Source organism: Luteibacter sp. 3190 (assembly GCF_031456385.1).
Lineage (GTDB): Bacteria > Pseudomonadota > Gammaproteobacteria > Xanthomonadales > Rhodanobacteraceae > Luteibacter.
On record NZ_JAVDUO010000001.1, the window covers coordinates 194,917 to 213,735 of the forward strand.

Consider the following 18,819-nt stretch of genomic DNA (forward strand, 5'->3'; position numbering starts at 1 on the left):
CCATGGCACACGCCATCACCCTCGCATCGTCGCTGGGCGACACCCTGCGCTTCGCCAGCATGACGGCGACGGAGGAGCTCGGTCGGCTGTTCGCCTTCCGCATCGAGGCGATCAGCAAGAACGCGCAGGTCGACCTGCGCGCGCTGCTCGGCACGTCCATGACGGTGACCCTGAAGACTCCGCAGGGATACACGCGGCACTTCCACGGCATCGCGGTGGAGGCGGAGCAGGGTGGTTTCGTCGCCATCGATAACGTCAGGTACGCCGTATACGCGTTCACCGTGCGACCGAAGCCGTGGCTGCTCCGGCAGACCTCGGACTGCCGGATCTACAAGGGCAAGTCCGTGCCGCAGATCGTTCGGGAGGTCCTGGCCGAGTTCGGGTACAGCGACGTGCGGCTCAGCCTGACCGGCAACTACACGGCCCGCGAGTACTGCGTGCAGTACCGCGAAAGCTATTTCGACTTCATCAGCCGGCTGATGGAGCAGGAGGGCATCTATTACTACTTCACCCACGCGCAGGGGAGCCACACGATGGTGCTCGCCGACGCGCTGGGTGCTCACGCGCCCGTTCCCGGCTTCGAATCCATTCCCTATGCGCCGCCGACCGAGCGCGGCCATCGCGTCAAGGCGTCGATCACCGAATGGACGAGCGCGCTGTCCGTCAACCCGACACGGGTGCGCCTCGACGACTACGATTACCAGCGACCCAAGGCGAGCCTGCTCGCGAACGAGCAGGTGACCGACGCCGCCGACGTGCACCCGGTGTCCGGTCTGGAGATCTACGATTACCCGTATGGATCGGTCGGTCATGCGCAGCAGGTATCGACCGGCCAGCGCTTCGCGCAGGTGCGCGTCGACGCGCTGAACGTACCCGCCGCCACGAGCGAGGCCGTCACGGACGCCGTGGGCCTCGCGACGGGCGCGCTGTTCACCCTGCGCGACTTCCCGCTGCAGGAGGCGAACCGCGAATACCTGGTGATCGGGGCGACGACGCGGCTCGTCGAAGTGGACTACCAGGCCGGTGGCATCGAGCCGGACGCCGACGAAGCGCCGTTCGCCTGCCGCTTCCGTGCCATCCGTGCGCGCCAGCCGTTCCGCACCGCGCAGACCACGCGGTGGCCGCGCATCGCCGGTGTGCAGACGGCCGTCGTCCACGGCGAAGTCGACGAGGACATCGAGGTCGACAGCCTCGGGCGCGTGCAGGTGACGTTCTTCTGGAATCCGCCGGGCAAACCGAAGGCCGACCAGTCGTGCCCCGTGCGTGTCGGTACGTCATGGGCGGGCAAGCGCTGGGGCGCGCAATTCATTCCGCGCGTCGGTCAGGAAGTGATCGTCGGCTTCCTCGAAGGCGACCCCGACCGGCCGCTCGTCATCGGCTCCGTCTACAACCAGGACCACCTGCCGCCGTACGCGCTGCCCGGCGAGAAGACGCGCAGCGGCTTCGTCAGCCGCAGCCTGCGCGGTGCGCAAGGCGAGGCGAACGAAGTGCGCTTCGAGGACCGCAAGGGCGCCGAGGAGCTGCTGCTGCATGCGCAGCGGGATCTTCGCCACGAGGCGGAGAACGACCACTTCAGCACCATCGACCGCGACGAGACGGAGTCGATCGGCCGCGACCGCAGCCACGACGTGGCGCGCGACGACACGTTGCACGTCGGCCGTCGGCTGCGCATCGAGGCGGGGGAGGAGATCGAGCTCGTCACGGGTCTCGCCCGCATCATCATGAAGCGCACGGGCGAGGTGCAGATTTTCGGTACGACGTTGCGCGTGACCGGCGCGGGGGCGATCAACCTGTCGTCGGGCGGGGCCACCTCGATCACGTCCGGCGCCGCGGTATCGATCACCGCCGGTGCGACGGTCGCCGTCAACGCGACCGCCGCGATCACGGTGACCAGCGGTGCGGCGCTGATGCTTTCTTCCACGCTGGGTCCGGCCGTGCTCAAGGGCATGCCACCCCTGATCCTGTGACGGAGCGACGATGAACATCCTTACCGCGGCGCGCGAGATGGCGCTCGAGGCGGACGCGTTGCGACTCGTGCGCGACGGCCTGACCGCGCGCGCGGCGGTGCGCGCGCTCACCGACGCCGATCTTCCCGCCCAGGCGCTTCGACTGCTCGTACGTCTCCTTCCGCGCGGCTATGTCGTGCCATGGCTGTGCCAGTGCGCCGCCGGGAGCGAGCTCGACGAGACCGAGCGCGACGGGCTTCGCCTGGCCGAGGCATGGATGCGCGATCGCGCCGAAGCGAACCGCCGCGCCGCGCTGGCGCACGCGGCCGAACGCCACTACGTGGGCGCGGGCGCCCTGATCGCCGCGAGCGCGGGTTGGTCCGAAGGCTTTCTGCTCGACGCCGACGGCAACGAAGTGGCGCCCGTGGCCGCGCATCTCATGGCCGTCGTCGCCGCCGGCGCGCTCCTGACCCTCGCCATGGCGGACGACGACTTCGCCGGGCGCTGTCGTGCCCTCGTCGCCGCCGGCATGCCCCTGCTCGCCCCGGAGGACTCACCATGAATCGTTTCAACGGACCGAGCCTGGTCCTTTCCGTGCTCGGCACGCATGTCGACGACATCGCGGAGCGCACGTCGGTCCGCGTGGAAGGCGAGGCGCTGACCATCGGCCGCGCCGACCAGTGCGACTGGGTGTTGCACGCCCAGGGCGTGTCGCGTCAGCACGCGATCGTGCGCTTCCTCAACGGCATGTATTTCCTCGAGGACCGCAGCACCAACGGCATGCTCCTCAACGGCGAGGCGCTGCGCGGCGAACCCGCGGTGTTGCGCGACGGCGACGTGATCCAGATCGATACGTTCGAAGTGCTGGCGACGGTCGAATCCCCCGTCGACGTCGCGCACACGACGGCACGGCGGGCATCGGTCGACACCGCGCGGACGTTGCGACCGGCGCCGCCGGTCGCGTCGCCCCTGCGCTCGCCGGTGGATGCGCTGATCGGGGAGGCCGGGCCAGGCGGATCGGTCGATCCGCTGGCGTGGTTCCAGACGATGCTGCCGGTGAGCGGCGAGCCACGCGCGACGTTCGGCGACGCACCGTCGTGGGCCCACGCGTCGCCGATGGAAGATCATCTTGCACCGCCGCGCGTCGACACCGCCGCCACGCCCTCGGCCGGGGCGGTATTGCCCGAGCACTGGGACAGCACGCGCAGCGTGTTCGTGATGCCGGACACGTCCGCCGTGCCCGCGCCGACGGCGAACGAGCCGGCTTCCGTCGCATCGGTGCCGCCAGCCGCACCGGCGCCCTCGCCGGAGCGCGAGGCTCCGGCGCCGGCACGCGCCGGTCTCGAACCGCTTTTCCTGCGCATGCTCGACGGTGTGATGGACGTCCTGCGCGCGCGTGCCGAACTGAAGAACGGTTTCCGCATGCCGGCGACGCTGATCCGCCGTTCGGAGAACAACCCACTGAAGTTCGCGCCCACCGCGACGGAAGCGCTGGATCGACTGCTGGCGGCACCGAACGACGCGTTTCTTTCCGGCGACGCCGCCGTCGCCGATGCGATGGACGATATCCGGTTGCACCAGGTCGCGCTGCTCGCGGGAGTGCGCGCGGCGTTCGACGACCTGATCGCCCAGATCGACCCGGCCCGCTTCGAAGAGGGTGGCGCGCGTCGCTCCCGCTTCGCGTTCGGCGCGGCGAAAGGCCCCTGGGAGCGATACCGGGCATTCCACGAGGGACTCGCCGCCGACCCCGAGGAGCGGTTCCGTCGCCTCTTCGGCGACGAGTTCGCCCGTGCCTACGAAGACCAGCTGGCGCGCTTCAAGCGCGACGGAGCCACGCGATGACCGCATTCAACAAGGTGGTGTGGAGCGAGGGCCTGTTCCTTCGCCCGCAGCACATGCAGCAGCAGGACCGCTACACGGAGCGCTACATCGAGCTTCGCGCCGCGACGCTGCGCCCGCATCCCTGGGGGTTCGACGAGCTGGAGATCGAGCGCGACCTCCTCGCGATCGGCAAGCTGGGCATTCGCCGCGCGCGCGGCGTGTTTCCCGACGGCACGCCCTTCTCCATGCCGGATCGCGACCCGCTGCCGCCGCCGCTCGATATCGACGCGAACTGGCGCGACCAGCCGGTGTACCTGACGCTGCCGTTGAGAGAAGCGACGCAGCCCGAGAGCCGCTGGCCCGACGCGTCGCCGTCCGGCCAGCTGTCGCGCTTCCGCGTGCGCGAGGCGGAGGTCGGCGACGCGTCCGGGAGCACCACGGGTACCGTCGTACTCGAGGTCGGCGGGCTGGACGCACGCCTGCTGGTCGGCTCGCAGGCGCGGGAGGGTCTGGTCGAGCTGCCCATGGCGCACCTCGTGGAATGCCGCGCGGATCGTCGCGTCGTGCTCGACGATGGATTCATCCCGACGGCGTTGTCGTGCCGCGCGGCGAACCCGCTGTCCCTCTTCATCACGGAATTGCTGGGACTCCTGCACCAGCGCGGCGAGGCGCTCGCCGCGCGCGTGGCCGGCACGGATCGCACGAGCACGGCCGAGCTCGCCGACTTCCTCATGCTGCAGATCGTCAATCGTAGCCAGCCGCAGCTGGCGCATCTCGCCGAGGCGCCGCTGCTGCATCCGGAGGACCTCTATCGCCTCCTGCTCGGCATGGCGGGTGAACTGGCGACGTTCACCGCGCCCGGCAAGCGCAGCGAGGCGTTTCCGCCGTACCGTCACGACCGCCTGCGCGAATCGTTCGAGCCCGTGATCGCCGCCCTGCGCACGAGCCTGAGCGCGGTGCTGGAGCAGACGGCCATTCCCGTGCCGCTGCAACAGCGCAAGTTCGGCGTATGGGTGGGAACGCTGGCGGATGCGAGCCTGCTCGACGGCGCCAGTTTCGTGCTCGCGGCCAAGGCGGACATCGCGGCCGCCGACATGCGCCGCCGCCTGCCCACGCAGTCGAAGATCGGACCGGTGGAGAAGATCCGCGACCTGGTCAACCTTCAGCTGCCGGGTATCGCGGTGGCGTCGTTGCCCAGCGCGCCGCGCCAGATTCCATACCGGAGCGGCTACCAGTACTTCGAACTGGACAAGGCCTCGCCCATGTGGAAAACGCTGCGCACCTCCGGTGGCGTCGCGCTGCATTTCGGTAACGGCTTCGACGGCCTGGACCTCGAACTGTGGGCGGTGAGGGCGTCGTCATGAGACGCGACGACCGTCCGGGCGTGAACGACGACGCCACGATCGTGCGGCCGAGCGCGTCGGCGCCGGAACCCGTGGCCGCGCGTCCCGCGCCAGCGTCGATCGACGCCGTGACGCAGATGCTTCCGTCGGCCGCGGGCAGTCCGATCCTGCGCGCCGCGAATCCGCTCCTGCTGCTCGCCGCGCAGCTTCGCCACAGCGGCGACGCGCCCGATCCGACGGTGCTGCGCGAGCGCGCGATCGCCGGCATCCGTCGGTTCGATGACACGCTGGCGCGCGCGGGCGTGGATGGCCAGACGAGCGTGACGGCGCGCTACGTGCTGTGCACGATGCTCGACGAGGCGGTGCTCGAGTCGCCCTGGGGCGAGCGCACCGGCTGGCAGCGGCAGACGCTCCTGGTCACGTTCCATGGCGAGGCCTACGGCGGCGAGAAGTTCTTCGTCCTGCTGGACCGCCTGACGCAGGACATGGTGCGTCACGCCGACCTCGTGGAACTGATGTACCTCTGCCTCGCGCTCGGCTTCGGCGGGCGCTACCTCGTCGAGCCCGGCGGTGTGGCACGGCTGGCGGACCGTCGCGAGGACGTCTATCGGCGCATCACGGCGTACCGGTCCGGCGTGGCGACCGAGCTGTCGCCGCGGTGGCGTGGCCTGGATCGCCCGCTGCGCGTCCGTCGCGGCCTGCCGGTGTGGATGGCGGCACTCGGTGCCGCATGCCTGCTCGTCGTCGTGTGGATCGTCCTGCACGGCCGCCTCAACGGTGTGGCCGAACCGGTGGGCGCGCGTCTCGCGGCGATCGGCCTGCAGGGCGTGCCGCTTCCCGCGAACGCGGCACCGGCGAAGAGGCAACCGGCGAGCCTGCGCGCGCTGCTCGCCGAGGACGAGCGGAGCGGGGCGCTCGGCATCGACGAGAAACCCGATGGCCAGGCCGTCCTGCGCCTGGCCGGCACGGAGATGTTCCCGTCGGGCGGCGCCGATGTCGCCGCCGACCGTGCCGCGTTGCTCTCGCGCATCGCGCGGGCGCTGAACCAGGTGCGCGGGCGCGTCGTGGTCGTCGGACACACCGACGACCAGCCAATCCGGTCGCTGCGCTTCAAGGACAACATGGAACTTTCGGCCGCGCGTGCCCGCAACGTCGGCGCGGTGCTCGCCCGCGACCTCACCGATCCGCGGCGCATCGAAACCAGCGGCGCCGGGGCGTCCCAGCCGGTGGCCACGCCGGCCGACGTGCCCGCCAATCGCGCGCGTAACCGCCGCGTCGACATTCTTTTCGTTCCGGAGGCCGGATGAAGTCCGCGACTGAGCTGCTTCGCCATCCGTGGTTCCATGCCGCGATCGGCATCCTCTGCTGCGCGCTGTTGATCGGTTTCGGTGGCCCGTACCTGGGCATCGGCGACACGCAGCCGCTGGCGAGCGTCCCCGCGCGCGTCGTGGCGATCCTCGTCGTCGCTGTCGTCTGGATCGGCGCGCTGCTGTTCCGTCGACGCCTCGCCGCCCGCCGCGACGAACGGATGGGTGCCGAACTCGCCGGGTCCGACGCCGCGCGCGCCGACTCGGACCTCCGCGCGCGCGCCGAGCACGAGGTGCTCCGAGCGCGTTTCGCGGAAGCGCTCGCCCTCCTGCGCAAGCGTCGCGCTGGCGGCGGCCATCTCGAAGACCTGCCGTGGTACCTGCTCATCGGCGCTCCCGGTTCGGGCAAGAGCACCCTGCTCGAGCATTCGGGTCTCGACTTTCCGGTACAGGGCGGCACCGGTAAGCGCTCGGTCGCCGGCATCGGTGGCACGCGTCACTGCGACTGGTGGTTCACGGACACCGCCGTGTTCCTCGACACCGCGGGTCGCTACACGACGCAGGATTCCGACCCGCGGGCGGACGCCTCGGCATGGGATGGATTCCTGCAGCTGCTGCGTCGCCACCGCCGTCGTCGGCCCGTCAACGGCATCGTGCTCACCGTGAGCGCGTCGGAACTGCTGACGATGGACGAGGCCGGGCGGCAGCGGCATGCGACGGTGCTGCGCGAGCGCCTCGACGACATCGGCACCCGCCTGGGCATCGCGGTGCCGGTGTACCTCGTGTTCACCAAGTGCGACCTCGTCGATGGGTTCCTCGCGTTCTTCGACGGGCTCGACGCCGCCGCACGGGAGCAGGTCTGGGGTGCGACGTTCACGGCGGAGCAGAGCCTCGACGGCAGCGCGCCCGCGCGCCTCGGCGATGAGTTCGACGCGTTGCTGGCGCGTCTCGACGAGCGCGTGCTCGGACGCATGCATGCCGAACGCGACGTGCGCCGCCGCGCGCAGGTGCTCGCCTTTCCGCAGCAGGTGCGTGGACTCCGCGAGCTCGCGCTGCCACTGGTAGCGACCGTGTTCGGCCGCCACGCCTACGGTCGCTCGCCGCTGCTGCGGGGCGTCTACATGACCTCGGGCACGCAGGAGGGCACGCCGATCGACCGCGTGCTCTCGGTGGTCGGGCGCTCGTTCGGCATGCATGCCGCCGCGACCCCGTCCACGCGGGCGCAGCGACGCGCGTACTTCGTTTCCCGGCTGATGAAGGAGACGATCCTGCCGGAAGCGGGCTTCGTGGGATCGGATCCGCAGGCGCTGCGTCGTCGCCGCATCGCCGAGGCGGCCGCGATCGCGGGCATCGGCACGGCGACGGCCGCGCTGCTGGTCGGCATGGCGGTCAGCTACGGTCGCAACGCCGACTACGTCGCACGCGTCGCGGAGGCGTTGCGCGATTACCCCGACGCGGCACCCGCGGCGACGGCTTCGTTGCGACCGTACTACGCGCAGGCGCTGCAACGTCTCGACGTGCTCGCACGCGCGGAACAGGTGGCGAACGAGGTGCGCGGCGATACCCCGTGGTCGATGCGCTTCGGCCTGTACCAGGGCGACGCGGTGTTCGCCGAAACGCGCGCGGCACGCGCGCGCGAATTCCAGGCGAGCGTGTTGCCGGGCCTGGCGCTGCAGTTCCGCGACGGGCTGAGGGACGCGGCGGACGATCCGCAGCGCCTGTACACCATCCTCAAGGGATACCTCATGCTCGGCGAGCCCGCGCACCGGGACGATGCGCAACTGGTGCTGTTCGCCGGCGAACGCTGGCGCGAGGTGTTCCCGGACGAAGACACCCTGGTGCAGGCGCTCGAAGACCACTTCCGCGTCCTCTTCGAGGGTCAGGACACGCTGCGCGCGCTGCCGGTCGACGGCGGGCTCGTGGAGTCGGCGCGCGCGACCCTGCGGGCGGCCGATCTGGCGACGCTGATCTATGGCGGACTGAAGATCGACGAGGCGGCCAGCGGCGACGCGCCCGTGCGTCTCGACCGCACGCTCGGATTGCTGGGCGAGGTGTTCCGCCGTCGCGACGGTACCTCCCTGGCGAAACCGCTGCCCGCGCTCTACACGCGCCCGGTGTTCGCCAGCATGGTCAGCGAAACGCCGCCCGGACGCGTCGCGCAAGCGGTCGACCGCTTCGTGAAGGACGACTGGGTCTTCGGCGCCACCGCCGCCGATCCGTTGCGCCGTGCGTCGCTCGCGACGCAGGTGCGCGGCCTTTACGTCGACGATTACATCCGGGCGTGGGATGGTCTGATCGGCGGTCTCGAGATCCAGCCGGTGGCGACCGTGCAGGAAGCCAGCGGAGTCGCCTCGCGCCTCGCCGGCCCAGGCTCGCCGCTCAAGGCGCTGCTCCTCCTGGTGCGCGACAACACGACCGATCTGTTGCGCGCGCCAGCACCTTCGACCGATCCCGCGGACCGGATCGCCGATGCGGCGAAGGCGCGCGCGACGCAGCGCGTCGGCAGCAGGAACGAGATCGCTCGCGTGATCGCCGAAGGCGCGCGCCCCGCGAACATTCGTTCGGCGGCGCCGGCGGATGCGCCCATCGTCGAGCATTTCGCGGCGATCAACCGCCTCACGGACGGCGGCGCGGGAGCGACGCCGCTGGACCGGACGATGGCGACGCTCGAGCAGCTCAGCAAGACGCTGCTCACGGTGCGTCCCGGGGCGGACAGCATCGGCCAGACGGACCCCGCGCTGGCGACCGCTCGACAGGAGGCCGCGCAACTGCCGCCACCCCTGTCGTCGTGGCTGGGCGGACTCGCCGGCAACAGCGAGACGCTGGTGGGAAAGGGCGCGAGCGGCGCGCTCGCCGACGGCTTCCGCCAGGCGGCGGGCGCCGACTGCGACCGATTCGTACAGGGCCGCTATCCCTTCGTCGCGGGCAGCCGTAACGACATCCCGGTGCAGGATTTCGCGGCGCTGTTCGGCAACGGCGGGCGCTTCGACGCGTTCTTCCGCCAGTCGTTGTCACGCGTCGTCGATACGAGCGGAACGGCCTGGCGCTTCCGGGACGCGACGTCCGCCAACGACGCGGCGGGCGTGCTGGCGCAGGCGCAGGTCGCCGACGCGATCCGCCAGACGTATTTCCGCGACGGCCCGCAGCCGCAGGTCGGCTTCACCGTGTCGATCACCACGCCGCCCGAAGGCATCGGGCGCCTGACCATCGACATCGACGGCCAGACGTTCGAATACAAGGCCGGCGAGGCCGCGCAGCCCGTGGCGATGCAGTGGCCGGGACCGAAGCCGGGCGCGACGCGCGTCAGCGCGTGGGATACGTCCGGCGAGCCGCTTCCGACGCTGAGCTATCCGGGCGAGTGGGGCCTGTTCCATGCGCTCGACGCGGCGTCGCTGCAACGACGCACGGAAACACGCTTCGGTGCGACATTCGGTTTCGGCTCGGCGCGTGCCAATGTCGACATCGAAGCGGCGAGCCTGCGCAATCCCTTCGGCGATGGCAGCGTGCACCGTTTCCGGTGCCCGGCATGACGCGGCCGATGGCGGGCTTCCATGGCAAGTTGCCCGGCGTCGGCGACTTCGTCCAGCGCCGCGTGCCGGGCGACTTCGTCGAGCCATGGGACCGGCATTGGCAGATGCGCCTCGCGGCGATGGCGGATCGCGATGGCGACGACTGGCGCCAGCGCTTTCTCGCGATACCCGCCACGCGTTTCGCGCTCGCATCCCATGTCTGTGGTCCGCGCGCGTGGGTCGGCGTCGTCGCACCGTCGCGCGATCGCGCCGGTCGCGTCTATCCGCTGGTGATCGCCGCGTCCCTACCGTCCGCCGCCGATGGTTGGCCACCGCTGCCCGGTGGCATGTGGTTCCGCATGGCCGAGGACGCGCTGCGCGACGCCGTCGGTGACGTCGGGCCCGAGGCGTTCGATGTCGCCGTGTCGTCGCTGCCGGAGCCCTCCCCGACGTCGGGAGCGTGGGACACGCCACGACCCGATGCCGCGCGGGCTCTCGGGTGGCGGGGCGACGATCCGGGCGCCGGCGTGTTCACGCACGGGCTGCCCGATTTCAACGAGGAAAGCATCGCATGACCCTGTTCCGATCGGCGGGCCGGACCGAAACCGGTCACGTTCGCCGGCATAACGAAGACGCCATCCTCGATGCGCCCGAACTGGGGCTCTGGGCGGTGGCCGACGGCCTGGGCGGCCACGCGGCCGGCGACGTGGCCAGCCGTCTCGTCGTCGATCGGCTGCGCGCGCTGCCGATGGTGGACGACGTCGCGGACCGCATCGACGCGATCGAGGACGAGCTGCTTCGCGTCAATCACGCGTTGCGAAGGATGGCCGCCGAGCGGCACGTCGACGCGATCGCGTCGACCGTGGTGATCCTCGTGCACACGCGCGACGCGATGCTCTGCGGATGGGTCGGCGACAGCCGCGCGTACTGCTTCGAGAACGACCGCCTGCGCCTGCTCACCCGCGATCACGTACATGGCGATCGCGGCGACGAGACGCGCTTCGGCGCGCACCCGGCGCACGCGGCGGCGGGTGTGCTCACCCGCGCGGTCGGCGCGGAAGACCGCCTCTACGTGGACTGGAAGATCGTGCCGAGGCGTCGCGGGATGTCCTTCGTGCTGTGCTCGGACGGGATCAACAAGGAACTCGGCGACGCGGACATCGAAGCCTGTTGCCGGCGCCATGCGAGGCCGGACGCGGTGGTGGGCGAACTGATGGACGGCGCGCTGGCACGCGCGGGCCGCGACAACGTGTCCGCCGTGGTGGTACGGCTCGACGATTTCGAGGAAACACGATGAACGAACACGACGACGACGCGACCCGCGTCGATCCGCTGCGCGGCTCCGCCGCGGGCGCCCAGGACGATGCCACGGTCGTCAAGCCGCTGCACGGCGCGACGGCGGAAGGCACGGCGACCGGCACGGCCTCGCGAGGCACGGGCGAAAGCGGATGGCGGCGCATCGCCGACATGGCGCAGGGCGAACGCATCGGCGTGGGCAGCCTGCTCAAGGGGCGCTTCTTCATGGAGCGCGAGCTCGGGCGTGGCGGCATGGGCGTGGTGTACCTGGCGCGCGACGAGCGCAAGGTGGAGGCGCGCGACCGCGACCCGTACGTGGCGGTCAAGGTGCTCAACGACGACTTCCGCAAGCACCCGGACGCGCTGGTCGCGCTGCAGCGCGAAGCACGGCGCGCGCAGCAGGTCGCCAACGACCACATCGTGCGCGTCTACGATTTCGACAAGGACGGCACCAACGTCTTCATGACGATGGAGTACGTCGAAGGCAGCGACCTTCGCGCGCTGATCCGTGGCAAGGCGCGCGACGGCATGCCGTTCGCCGAGGCGTGGCCGCTCATCGCGGGCATGGGTGAAGCGCTGGGTCGCGCGCACGGCGCCGGCATCGTGCACTCGGACTTCAAGCCGGGCAACGTCATGGTGACGTCGGCGGGCGTCGCCAAGGTCTTCGATTTCGGCATCGCGCGCGCCGGCAAGATCGGCGCGGACGGCGGCGACGATCGCACGGTGTTCGACGCCGGCACGCTCGGTGCGATGACGCCGGCCTATGCGAGCCTGGAGATGCTGCAGGGCAAGCCACCGTCGCCCGCCGACGACATCTACGCGTTCGGCTGCGTCGTGTTCGAACTGCTCACGGGCCGCCACCCGTTCGACAAGGAGAGCGCGGAGGAAGCGCTCGCGCACGGCCGCCGGCCACCGGCCGTGCCCGGACTCGACAAGCGTCAGTACAAGGCGCTGTGCGATGCCGTCGCCTTCGACGGAGCCCGGCGGGGCAGCGACATCGGCGTGCTGCTCGCCGCGCTGCGTCCGCGCCGCTGGCGCGAACGCGCGACGCCGTGGCTCGTCGCCGCCGCGGTCGCCGTCGCGCTCGCCGGTGGTGGCGCGTGGTTCGCGTCCGCGCAGGCCGAACGACATCATGTGGCCGACACGCTGCGTCGCCTCGCGCCGGGCCAGCCCGATGGCTATCGCAACGAGGACGACCTGCGCACGGCGCTCGCGGCGCTCGACGGCGACGAGCGCCGGCGCGTCGTGGTCGACGGCGCCGACGCGATCGACGGCTTCCTCGTCCGTCTCGTGGCGACGCACTGGAATCCGGCGGGAGGCCAGTTCGATTACCCGGGCGCGACGCGCACCTTCGCGCTACGCGCGGACCTGAAGAGCTTCGCGCCGAAGCTGGATCGACGGCGCGAGGAGGTGACGCACGAACGCGACGACGCGCTGAACCGGCTCGACACGGCGTTGAGCCAGGCGATCCTCGGCGGCCGCCTGTTCGGCGACGCCAGCGACGACGTGCCCGCGATCCTGGCGCGCATCCGCCGGATCGACCCGGCGAGCCGCCTGCTGACGAACCCCGAACTCGAGCTCAAGCTCGACATGGCCGTGGGCGAGAGCTTGGCGGCCGGAGACATGCAGACCGCCGGACAACGCCTGGCGATCGCGCGCCGGGTGTATCCGTCATCCACGCGGCTCGCGGCGCGAGCCATCGCGCTCGCCGATGCGACGGCACCCGCGAAAGCCGCGTCGGTGGCTGGCCCTCTGGCTGCCGCGCCCGCCGCGGCGTCGACGGCCGCGGCACCGGACCTGCAGCATGCCGAGCACGAGGCACGCCTCGAATCGCTGCGCCACGCGGCGGCGGCGGGCGACCTGCCCAAGGCCGTCGAAAGCTTCCAGGATCTTCGCCGTATCGACGGGGGTGCCGTCGAGACCGACGACGAGGCCGCCAACCTGCTCACGGGCGCGTATCTCGACGCGGCCCGCGAGGCATGCCGCGCGGGTCACTGGAAAGACGCCGCGGAGCGGATCGACAACGCGCTGTCGGTGATCGGCGAACGGGACGACCTGCGTCGCGCGCAGACGCGCTACGACCTCGCGGTCGCCGTGATGACCGCGGCGAAAGCGCCCGGTGTCGCTCCCGCCGCGCAGGACGATCTGCGCAAGCGCCTGGCGGCCGTGCAGACCACGGACCCGCAGGGCCTCAAGGACCTCGAAGCCGCGATGGTCACGTCGAAGCTGCTGCCCGAGGGATCGCTGTCCGCCGTGATCGGCAAGATGCATCCGGTCGCGACGACGCCACCGGATCCCTGTGGCCGCCGCGGCCTGGCGGGTTCGGCGCGCGAATGCTTCGACACGTTCGCGGTCGGCGCGTACGGGCCAGCGATGGTCGTGATACCGCGCTCGCCGAAGCCCTTCGCGATGACGCGCACGGAGATCACGATCGCCAACCTCGACCAGTTCTGTCGCGCCACGCGCACCTGCGCGGTCTCGCGCGGAGTCGCGGCGACGGAGCCGGCGCGGTCGATTCCGGTCGCCTTCGCGCAGCGCTACGCCGCCTGGCTGACGCAGGTCAGCGGGCACGTGTATCGCTTGCCGACCGACGAGGAATGGCTGCTTGCCGCCCACGCGAAGGGCAACTGGGACAGCAAGGACGGCAACTGCGGCGCCGATTCGTCCGGCCTCGGCCGCCTGGTCAAGGCGCCCGATTTCAGCGCGCACGGTAGCGCCAACCCATGGGGGCTCGTGGATCTCACCGGCAGCGTGTGGGAGTGGACCACGAAGGGCCGTGGCGTCGTCATGCGCGGCGGCAGCTATCGCAGCGGGGGCGATGCCTGTTCCGTCGACACCGTGCGCGACAGCGACGGCACGGCGCAGCGCGACGTTGGTTTCCGTCTCGTCCGGGAGATTCGCTGATGGACTGGGAAGCCAGCGTCGACGGGGAACTCGCCGCGCTCAACGCGGCGCACAGCGCCCGCCGGATCGACACGCCGGAGTACCGGCTGCGCCGGCGGATGCTGCTGCGCTCGCTCGCACGACGTCGGGGCGGTGCGACGCATACGTTGCGGCGGCCCGCCGGCGCGGTGGTGACGGTGTTGCCGGTGCGGTCTGTCGTGCCCGCGCGCGAGCGCCGATGGACCTCGTGGGCGTGGTGGGTTGGCGCGATCCTGCTGGCCGCCGCGGCGTCGCTGCGCGTCTATCTGTAGGAGCGCGCCTGCGCGCGACATCTTTTGGGGCCGTGCCCTCGGGCTGGCGCCTGAGACACGAAGCAGGCGCGGCCTCAGTCGCCGTCACCCGCCAGCACCTGGAACTCCGACAACCCACCCGGTGCGAGTGCCTTGAGCAGGTCGGTGAAGCCGAGTCCGACGAGGCCTTTCGCGCGTTGCAACAGCGCGGGAATCGGACTGGACGGTTCGTGCGTCGCGTACCACGCGCAGATCTCGTCGAGCAGCCGGACCACGTCCGCGGTGCCGCGGATCGGTCCGCGCGCGTCGGCCGTCGTGGCAGCCACCGCACCCGGCTCCTCGGAAACCGGCGCGACGCCCTCGACGGACGCCGGTGCGCGCACGGCGAGATACGGCTGGAGGAATGCCTGCACCTCGCGCAGGTCGCGCAGCAGGGGATCGAGTTCCGGGCCCGTGCCGGGCGTGCGTTCGTCGAACGTCGCGGCGACGGCGCGCGCGTCGTCGAGCGCACCGACGACAGCCGCGTGGAGGCGGACCAACGCATCGGTGTCGACCTGCTGCATCACGGCGTCGACATGCTCCTGCGTGACGACGGAGATCCCGTCACCCGGCTTGAGCGCGCCGCTCAACACGCGCAGGTCGCGAAGCGAAAAGGCGCCGACGCGATCGGCGGCGAGCAGGGGCGCCTGACGCAGGTGCCCGAGCATGGCCTCCGGCGCGGAGAGCGCGGCGAGGGCGCTGACGCGCTCCATGGCGTCGCCGTCGTCGAGCGTGGGATGCACGTCGTCCCAATAACGTTCGAGCAAACCTCGCACGTGCGCGATGGTCGCGGCCCACGCCTCCCATCCCTCGGTACGCAGGCGTGCCGTGGCGAGATGGATCGCGACGCGCAGATCGTGCGTGCGTGTCGCGAGCTGCTCCGCCTGCCGGGCGACATCGCGCCACTCGGGTTCCTCGGCCTGCTTCACCGTGTCGCCGATGGCGCGTTCGCCGCGTGGCGCTGCCAGCGTCTCGAGCGCGAGAAAGGCCGCGTCGTATTCGAGGTTCGGTCCGCACGGGGCGTCGGCCTCGATGGGCATGAGCAGGGTGTCAATGGTATCCATCGCGTACTCGGTCGATGATCATCGGAAGGAGGCTCTTCTGTGGCTCCACGTGGCGCGTGGGATGCAGCGTGCGGCTGACGCGGATCAGCTCGTCGCGCAGCCAGCGGTGGGCGGGCTGTTTGTCCAGGCGGCTGTGCCAGGCCATCGCCAGGGACATGTCGGGCATGTCGAAGGGAATGGCATAGGCCTCGACGCCCGGGCCCACCGCTTCCACCATGCTTTGCGGCAGCGTGCAGACGAGGTCGGTGGCATTGAGGATCGGTCCGATCGAATCGCCTACCGGCGCGGAGACGAGCACGTCGCGCGAACGGCCGATCTCTTTCAGGCGGTCGTCCATGAGTCCGGTCGTCCGTCCGGAGTCCGAGATGACGAGATGCCCGAGGGAGCAGTATTCGTCGAGAGTGACGGGCGCCGTACCGCGCGGATGGCCCTTGCGCTGGAGCATGACGAACTCGTCGGCCATCAACGGGCGCATCTTCAGCGACGACGGGATCTGCTCGTTGGGCGCGAGGAGGATGTCGACCTCGCCGTTCTCGAAGCGCGCGAGCACGTCCGCGATCTCGCAACCGGTGCGGAACGTGATGCGAAGGTCGCTGTTCCGCCACGCGTGCAACGCCGCGATCAGGGGTTTCGCGAACGTGCCGATCGCGCTGAACGAGCCACCGATGCGGAACGTGGCGCCGTCGGTGGAGGGATCGAACGTATCGCTGGGATCGCCCAGCGCGCCAAGCTGGGACAACGCGTCGCGCAGGGCCGTGGCCATCTCCTCGGCCTTGGGCGTGGGCACCATGCCGCGGCCCGTCTCGGACGGGACGAGCAGGGGATCCTTGAACAGACGCCGCAGCCGCGCGAGCTGGGCGGACAGCGCGGGTTGGCTCACATGCAGTTTCGAGGCGGCACGCGTGACGTTCCGCTCTTCGAGCAGCATGTCGAGGGAGACCAGCAGGGGAAGGTCGCTCGGTTTCAGATTCATCGATTGGCGGTGTGCCAGGCACCCGTGGGGACGAATGCAGGACGTTCGGCGAGGGCGCACTATCCATGTGCGTCCCGAACGACGCGCTGGCAACGTGGTGTTTCGTGACGTGGTCCGCAGTTTTTACGGACAGGCGTCAGCGACGTCGGGGATGCGTCTCGCTGTCGCCTTCCATGCGGAATGGACGTCCATTAGTGCCATGGATGTGCCTCCGGGGAATCCCCCAATCGAGCGAGGCGGAGCGTGCGCGAATGTGCTCGCGAACGAGCGTCAGTCGTGCCGCCGGCAGAAGCTCGCGAACAGCGCCGCCCAGCACGGTACCGCGAAAAGCAGCCAGGGCATGTTCCGTTGCGGGAACTCCGGCCACAGGTGGAGCAGCAGGCCGATCACGGCGGCCGCGAACGAGATCGCCGCGATGCGCGGCGTGAAACGGCCCATGGGGCGGCCGGCACGACGCAGGCGCCAGATGCCGGGGATCAGCAGCAGCGCGAGCGGCTGATAGGCGAGGAGGTTGAAATTGCCCCACGCCGAGCGATGCAGCGTCAACGTCCACAGGCCGAGCATGAACAGGCCCGCGAGACCGGCGAAGACGACGAAGGCCGTGGCCGCGACGGCGAACACGGTGCGTGCGACGCGCTGGCGGGTGAACACCGGCAGCGCGAGGAGGACGGCGAGCGCCACGCCCGCGCCCAGCAGCGGCCAGCGCAGGTCGGGCGCCGTGTCGGGCGGCGGCACGAGGCGGTTCGGCGACAGCGTGGCCTCGTCGATCACCAGCGCGCGGGAGGCATCGCCTTCGCCGATGCGGACGTGGCGGATCTGTTCTTCGAGCGTCATCGGCAGGAAGGCTTCGGTCCAGGCCGTCATCGGCTGGTCGGCGAACGGGCCGAGGCCGAGGTCCATGCCGAGCATGAGCCACGCCTGGTTGCTCATCAGGCGCGCGGTCTGCTCGCGGTAGGTCATGCCGCCGGGCGTGCCGGTCCACTGCGCGCTCAGCGCGCCGCCGAGCGCGTTGTCCAGCATGTCGCGCACGCGCGTGGTGCAGTTGTCCACGTAGTAATCGTAGTGGTAGCCGGCGTTCTCGGGCCGGATGTTCCACAGGACCGCGCGCCGCAGGATCTGCTTCTGCGCATCGTCGAGGGCCAGGCGCTGCCGGCGGACGTAGCGACCTTCGCTGGCGTAGAAATCGACGTCCGACTGCGTCGTCTCCGCGTCCATGCGGTAGGCCATGATGCCGCGCGCGAAATTGAGCAGGAAACCCTTCTGGTCGAAGTCGAACACGCCCCAGTTGAACGCGATCGACTCGCCGCTGACCGTGTCGCGGATCTCCAGCGCGTCGTGACCGAACCGTTCCCAGTAGATATCGCCCGGGCCGTAGGTCATCAGCGAGACCTCGAGGTTCGCCGCGGGCGCGTCGACGATCCCCGCCCTGGCGAGCGGGGTGAAGCACAGGGTGATCAGGAGAAACAGGACGAACCGCATCAGCCGCCGTTCGCGCGGGTGACGTGGAACGCCTGGACGCGGCGGTCGTCGGCCTCCGTGACACGGAAGAGGAAGTTGCCGACGCCGATCTCCTCGCCCACGGCCGGCAGATGGCCGAACTCCGAGGTGATCATGCCGCCGACGGTGTCGAATTCCTCGTCCGAGAAATGGGCGCCGGCGATCTCGTTGAAATCGGCGATCGGCGTGAGCGCGCTGACCGCGAAGCCGCCCCCGTCGAGGGCCTGAACCAGCACCGGGTCTTCCTCGTCGTCGTGCTCGTCGTCGATTTCACCGACGATCTGCTCGAGGACGTCCTCGATGGTGATGAGCCCGGCGACACCGCCGTACTCGTCGACCACGAGCGCCATGTGGTTGCGCGTCAGGCGGAATTCCGCCAGCAGCACGTTCAGGCGCATCGATTCCGGGATCAGGACGGCGGGACGGAGCAGGGCGCGCACGTCGCAGCCTTCGCTCTGGCCGAAGTACTTCAGGAGGTCTTTCGCGAGCAGGATGCCCAGCACCTCGTCCTTGTCTTCGCCATGCACGGGGAAGCGCGAATGGCCAGATTCGACCACGGTCGCGAGGATGTCGGGGAGGGGGGCGTCGGCGGGGAGGCTGACGATCTGGGCGCGCGGCACCATGACATCGTCGACGCTGAGCTCGGTGACCTTGATCGCACCCTCGACCATGGTCAGGGTGTCGTTCGAAAGCAGGCCGTTGGCCTGGGCGGTCCGCAGTTCCTCGATCAGTTCGTCGCGGTTGCGGGGCTCGCCGGAAAACATGTGGCCCAGTCGGTCCCACCAGGATCGGTGAGCCGGGCCGTTGGTACTACCAGGGTCCTCGTTCATTACTCTTTGTGGTTCAGCCCA

General features: G+C 70.4%; 14 protein-coding genes. 10 read left to right on the plus strand and 4 right to left on the minus strand.

The annotated features are described in order from the left end of the window. Positions 1-2: 2 nt before the first annotated feature. The 10 genes from tssI to J2X58_RS00975 are packed head-to-tail and all read left to right on the plus strand — an operon-like array spanning position 3 to position 14,416. A complete protein-coding gene (gene tssI / locus J2X58_RS00930; protein ID WP_310045942.1) occupies positions 3-1,967 on the plus strand; it encodes a type VI secretion system tip protein TssI/VgrG in 1,965 nt (654 codons plus the stop codon). A gap of 10 nt (positions 1,968-1,977) precedes the next feature. After that, on the plus strand, positions 1,978-2,508 hold the full coding sequence (locus tag J2X58_RS00935) for a hypothetical protein (protein ID WP_310045944.1): 531 nt from the start codon (positions 1,978-1,980) through the stop codon (positions 2,506-2,508). Then, positions 2,505-3,788, plus strand: a complete 1,284-nt coding sequence (tagH, locus tag J2X58_RS00940) for a type VI secretion system-associated FHA domain protein TagH (protein WP_310045945.1) — start codon at positions 2,505-2,507, stop codon at positions 3,786-3,788. The genes J2X58_RS00935 and tagH overlap by 4 nt, the downstream gene beginning before the upstream one ends. Continuing rightward, positions 3,785-5,131, plus strand: a complete 1,347-nt coding sequence (gene tssK, locus J2X58_RS00945; protein WP_310045947.1) for a type VI secretion system baseplate subunit TssK — start codon at positions 3,785-3,787, stop codon at positions 5,129-5,131. Before tagH ends, tssK begins: the two co-directional genes overlap by 4 nt. After that, complete coding sequence (gene icmH, locus J2X58_RS00950; RefSeq protein WP_090178476.1) at positions 5,128-6,417, plus strand: type IVB secretion system protein IcmH/DotU; 1,290 nt, start codon at positions 5,128-5,130, stop codon at positions 6,415-6,417. The genes tssK and icmH overlap by 4 nt, the downstream gene beginning before the upstream one ends. Continuing rightward, a complete protein-coding gene (gene tssM / locus J2X58_RS00955) occupies positions 6,414-9,947 on the plus strand; it encodes a type VI secretion system membrane subunit TssM (RefSeq protein WP_310045949.1) in 3,534 nt (1,177 codons plus the stop codon). Before icmH ends, tssM begins: the two co-directional genes overlap by 4 nt. Further along, entirely contained in the window at positions 9,944-10,501 is a 558-nt protein-coding gene (tagF, locus tag J2X58_RS00960) for a type VI secretion system-associated protein TagF (protein ID WP_310045951.1), read from the plus strand. The genes tssM and tagF overlap by 4 nt, the downstream gene beginning before the upstream one ends. Continuing rightward, positions 10,498-11,223 carry a serine/threonine-protein phosphatase gene (locus J2X58_RS00965; protein WP_310045953.1) on the plus strand — a complete coding sequence of 242 codons (726 nt, stop codon included), beginning with the start codon at positions 10,498-10,500 and terminating at the stop codon, positions 11,221-11,223. Before tagF ends, J2X58_RS00965 begins: the two co-directional genes overlap by 4 nt. After that, positions 11,220-14,126 (plus strand): bifunctional serine/threonine-protein kinase/formylglycine-generating enzyme family protein, encoded by a 2,907-nt coding sequence (locus J2X58_RS00970; RefSeq protein ID WP_310045954.1) that lies wholly within the window; start codon positions 11,220-11,222, stop codon positions 14,124-14,126. The genes J2X58_RS00965 and J2X58_RS00970 overlap by 4 nt, the downstream gene beginning before the upstream one ends. Next, complete coding sequence (locus J2X58_RS00975; protein ID WP_310045955.1) at positions 14,126-14,416, plus strand: hypothetical protein; 291 nt, start codon at positions 14,126-14,128, stop codon at positions 14,414-14,416. The genes J2X58_RS00970 and J2X58_RS00975 overlap by 1 nt, the downstream gene beginning before the upstream one ends. Positions 14,417-14,490: 74 nt before the next feature. Here the strand turns inward: J2X58_RS00975 and tssA are convergent, their stop codons facing one another. The 4 genes from tssA to J2X58_RS00995 all read right to left on the minus strand — a co-directional run bounded on the left by tssA (position 14,491) and on the right by J2X58_RS00995 (position 18,798). Next, positions 14,491-15,498 (minus strand): type VI secretion system protein TssA, encoded by a 1,008-nt coding sequence (gene tssA / locus J2X58_RS00980; RefSeq protein ID WP_310045957.1) that lies wholly within the window; start codon positions 15,496-15,498, stop codon positions 14,491-14,493. Beyond that, positions 15,485-16,471 (minus strand): LysR family transcriptional regulator, encoded by a 987-nt coding sequence (locus J2X58_RS00985; protein ID WP_090178130.1) that lies wholly within the window; start codon positions 16,469-16,471, stop codon positions 15,485-15,487. The genes tssA and J2X58_RS00985 overlap by 14 nt, the downstream gene beginning before the upstream one ends. A 270-nt stretch (positions 16,472-16,741) precedes the next feature. Further along, positions 16,742-17,950 carry a DUF4105 domain-containing protein gene (locus J2X58_RS00990; RefSeq protein ID WP_310045959.1) on the minus strand — a complete coding sequence of 403 codons (1,209 nt, stop codon included), beginning with the start codon at positions 17,948-17,950 and terminating at the stop codon, positions 16,742-16,744. Next, positions 17,950-18,798, minus strand: a complete 849-nt coding sequence (locus J2X58_RS00995) for a transporter associated domain-containing protein (RefSeq protein ID WP_090054681.1) — start codon at positions 18,796-18,798, stop codon at positions 17,950-17,952. Before J2X58_RS00995 ends, J2X58_RS00990 begins: the two co-directional genes overlap by 1 nt. Between the last annotated feature and the right edge of the window lie 21 nt (positions 18,799-18,819).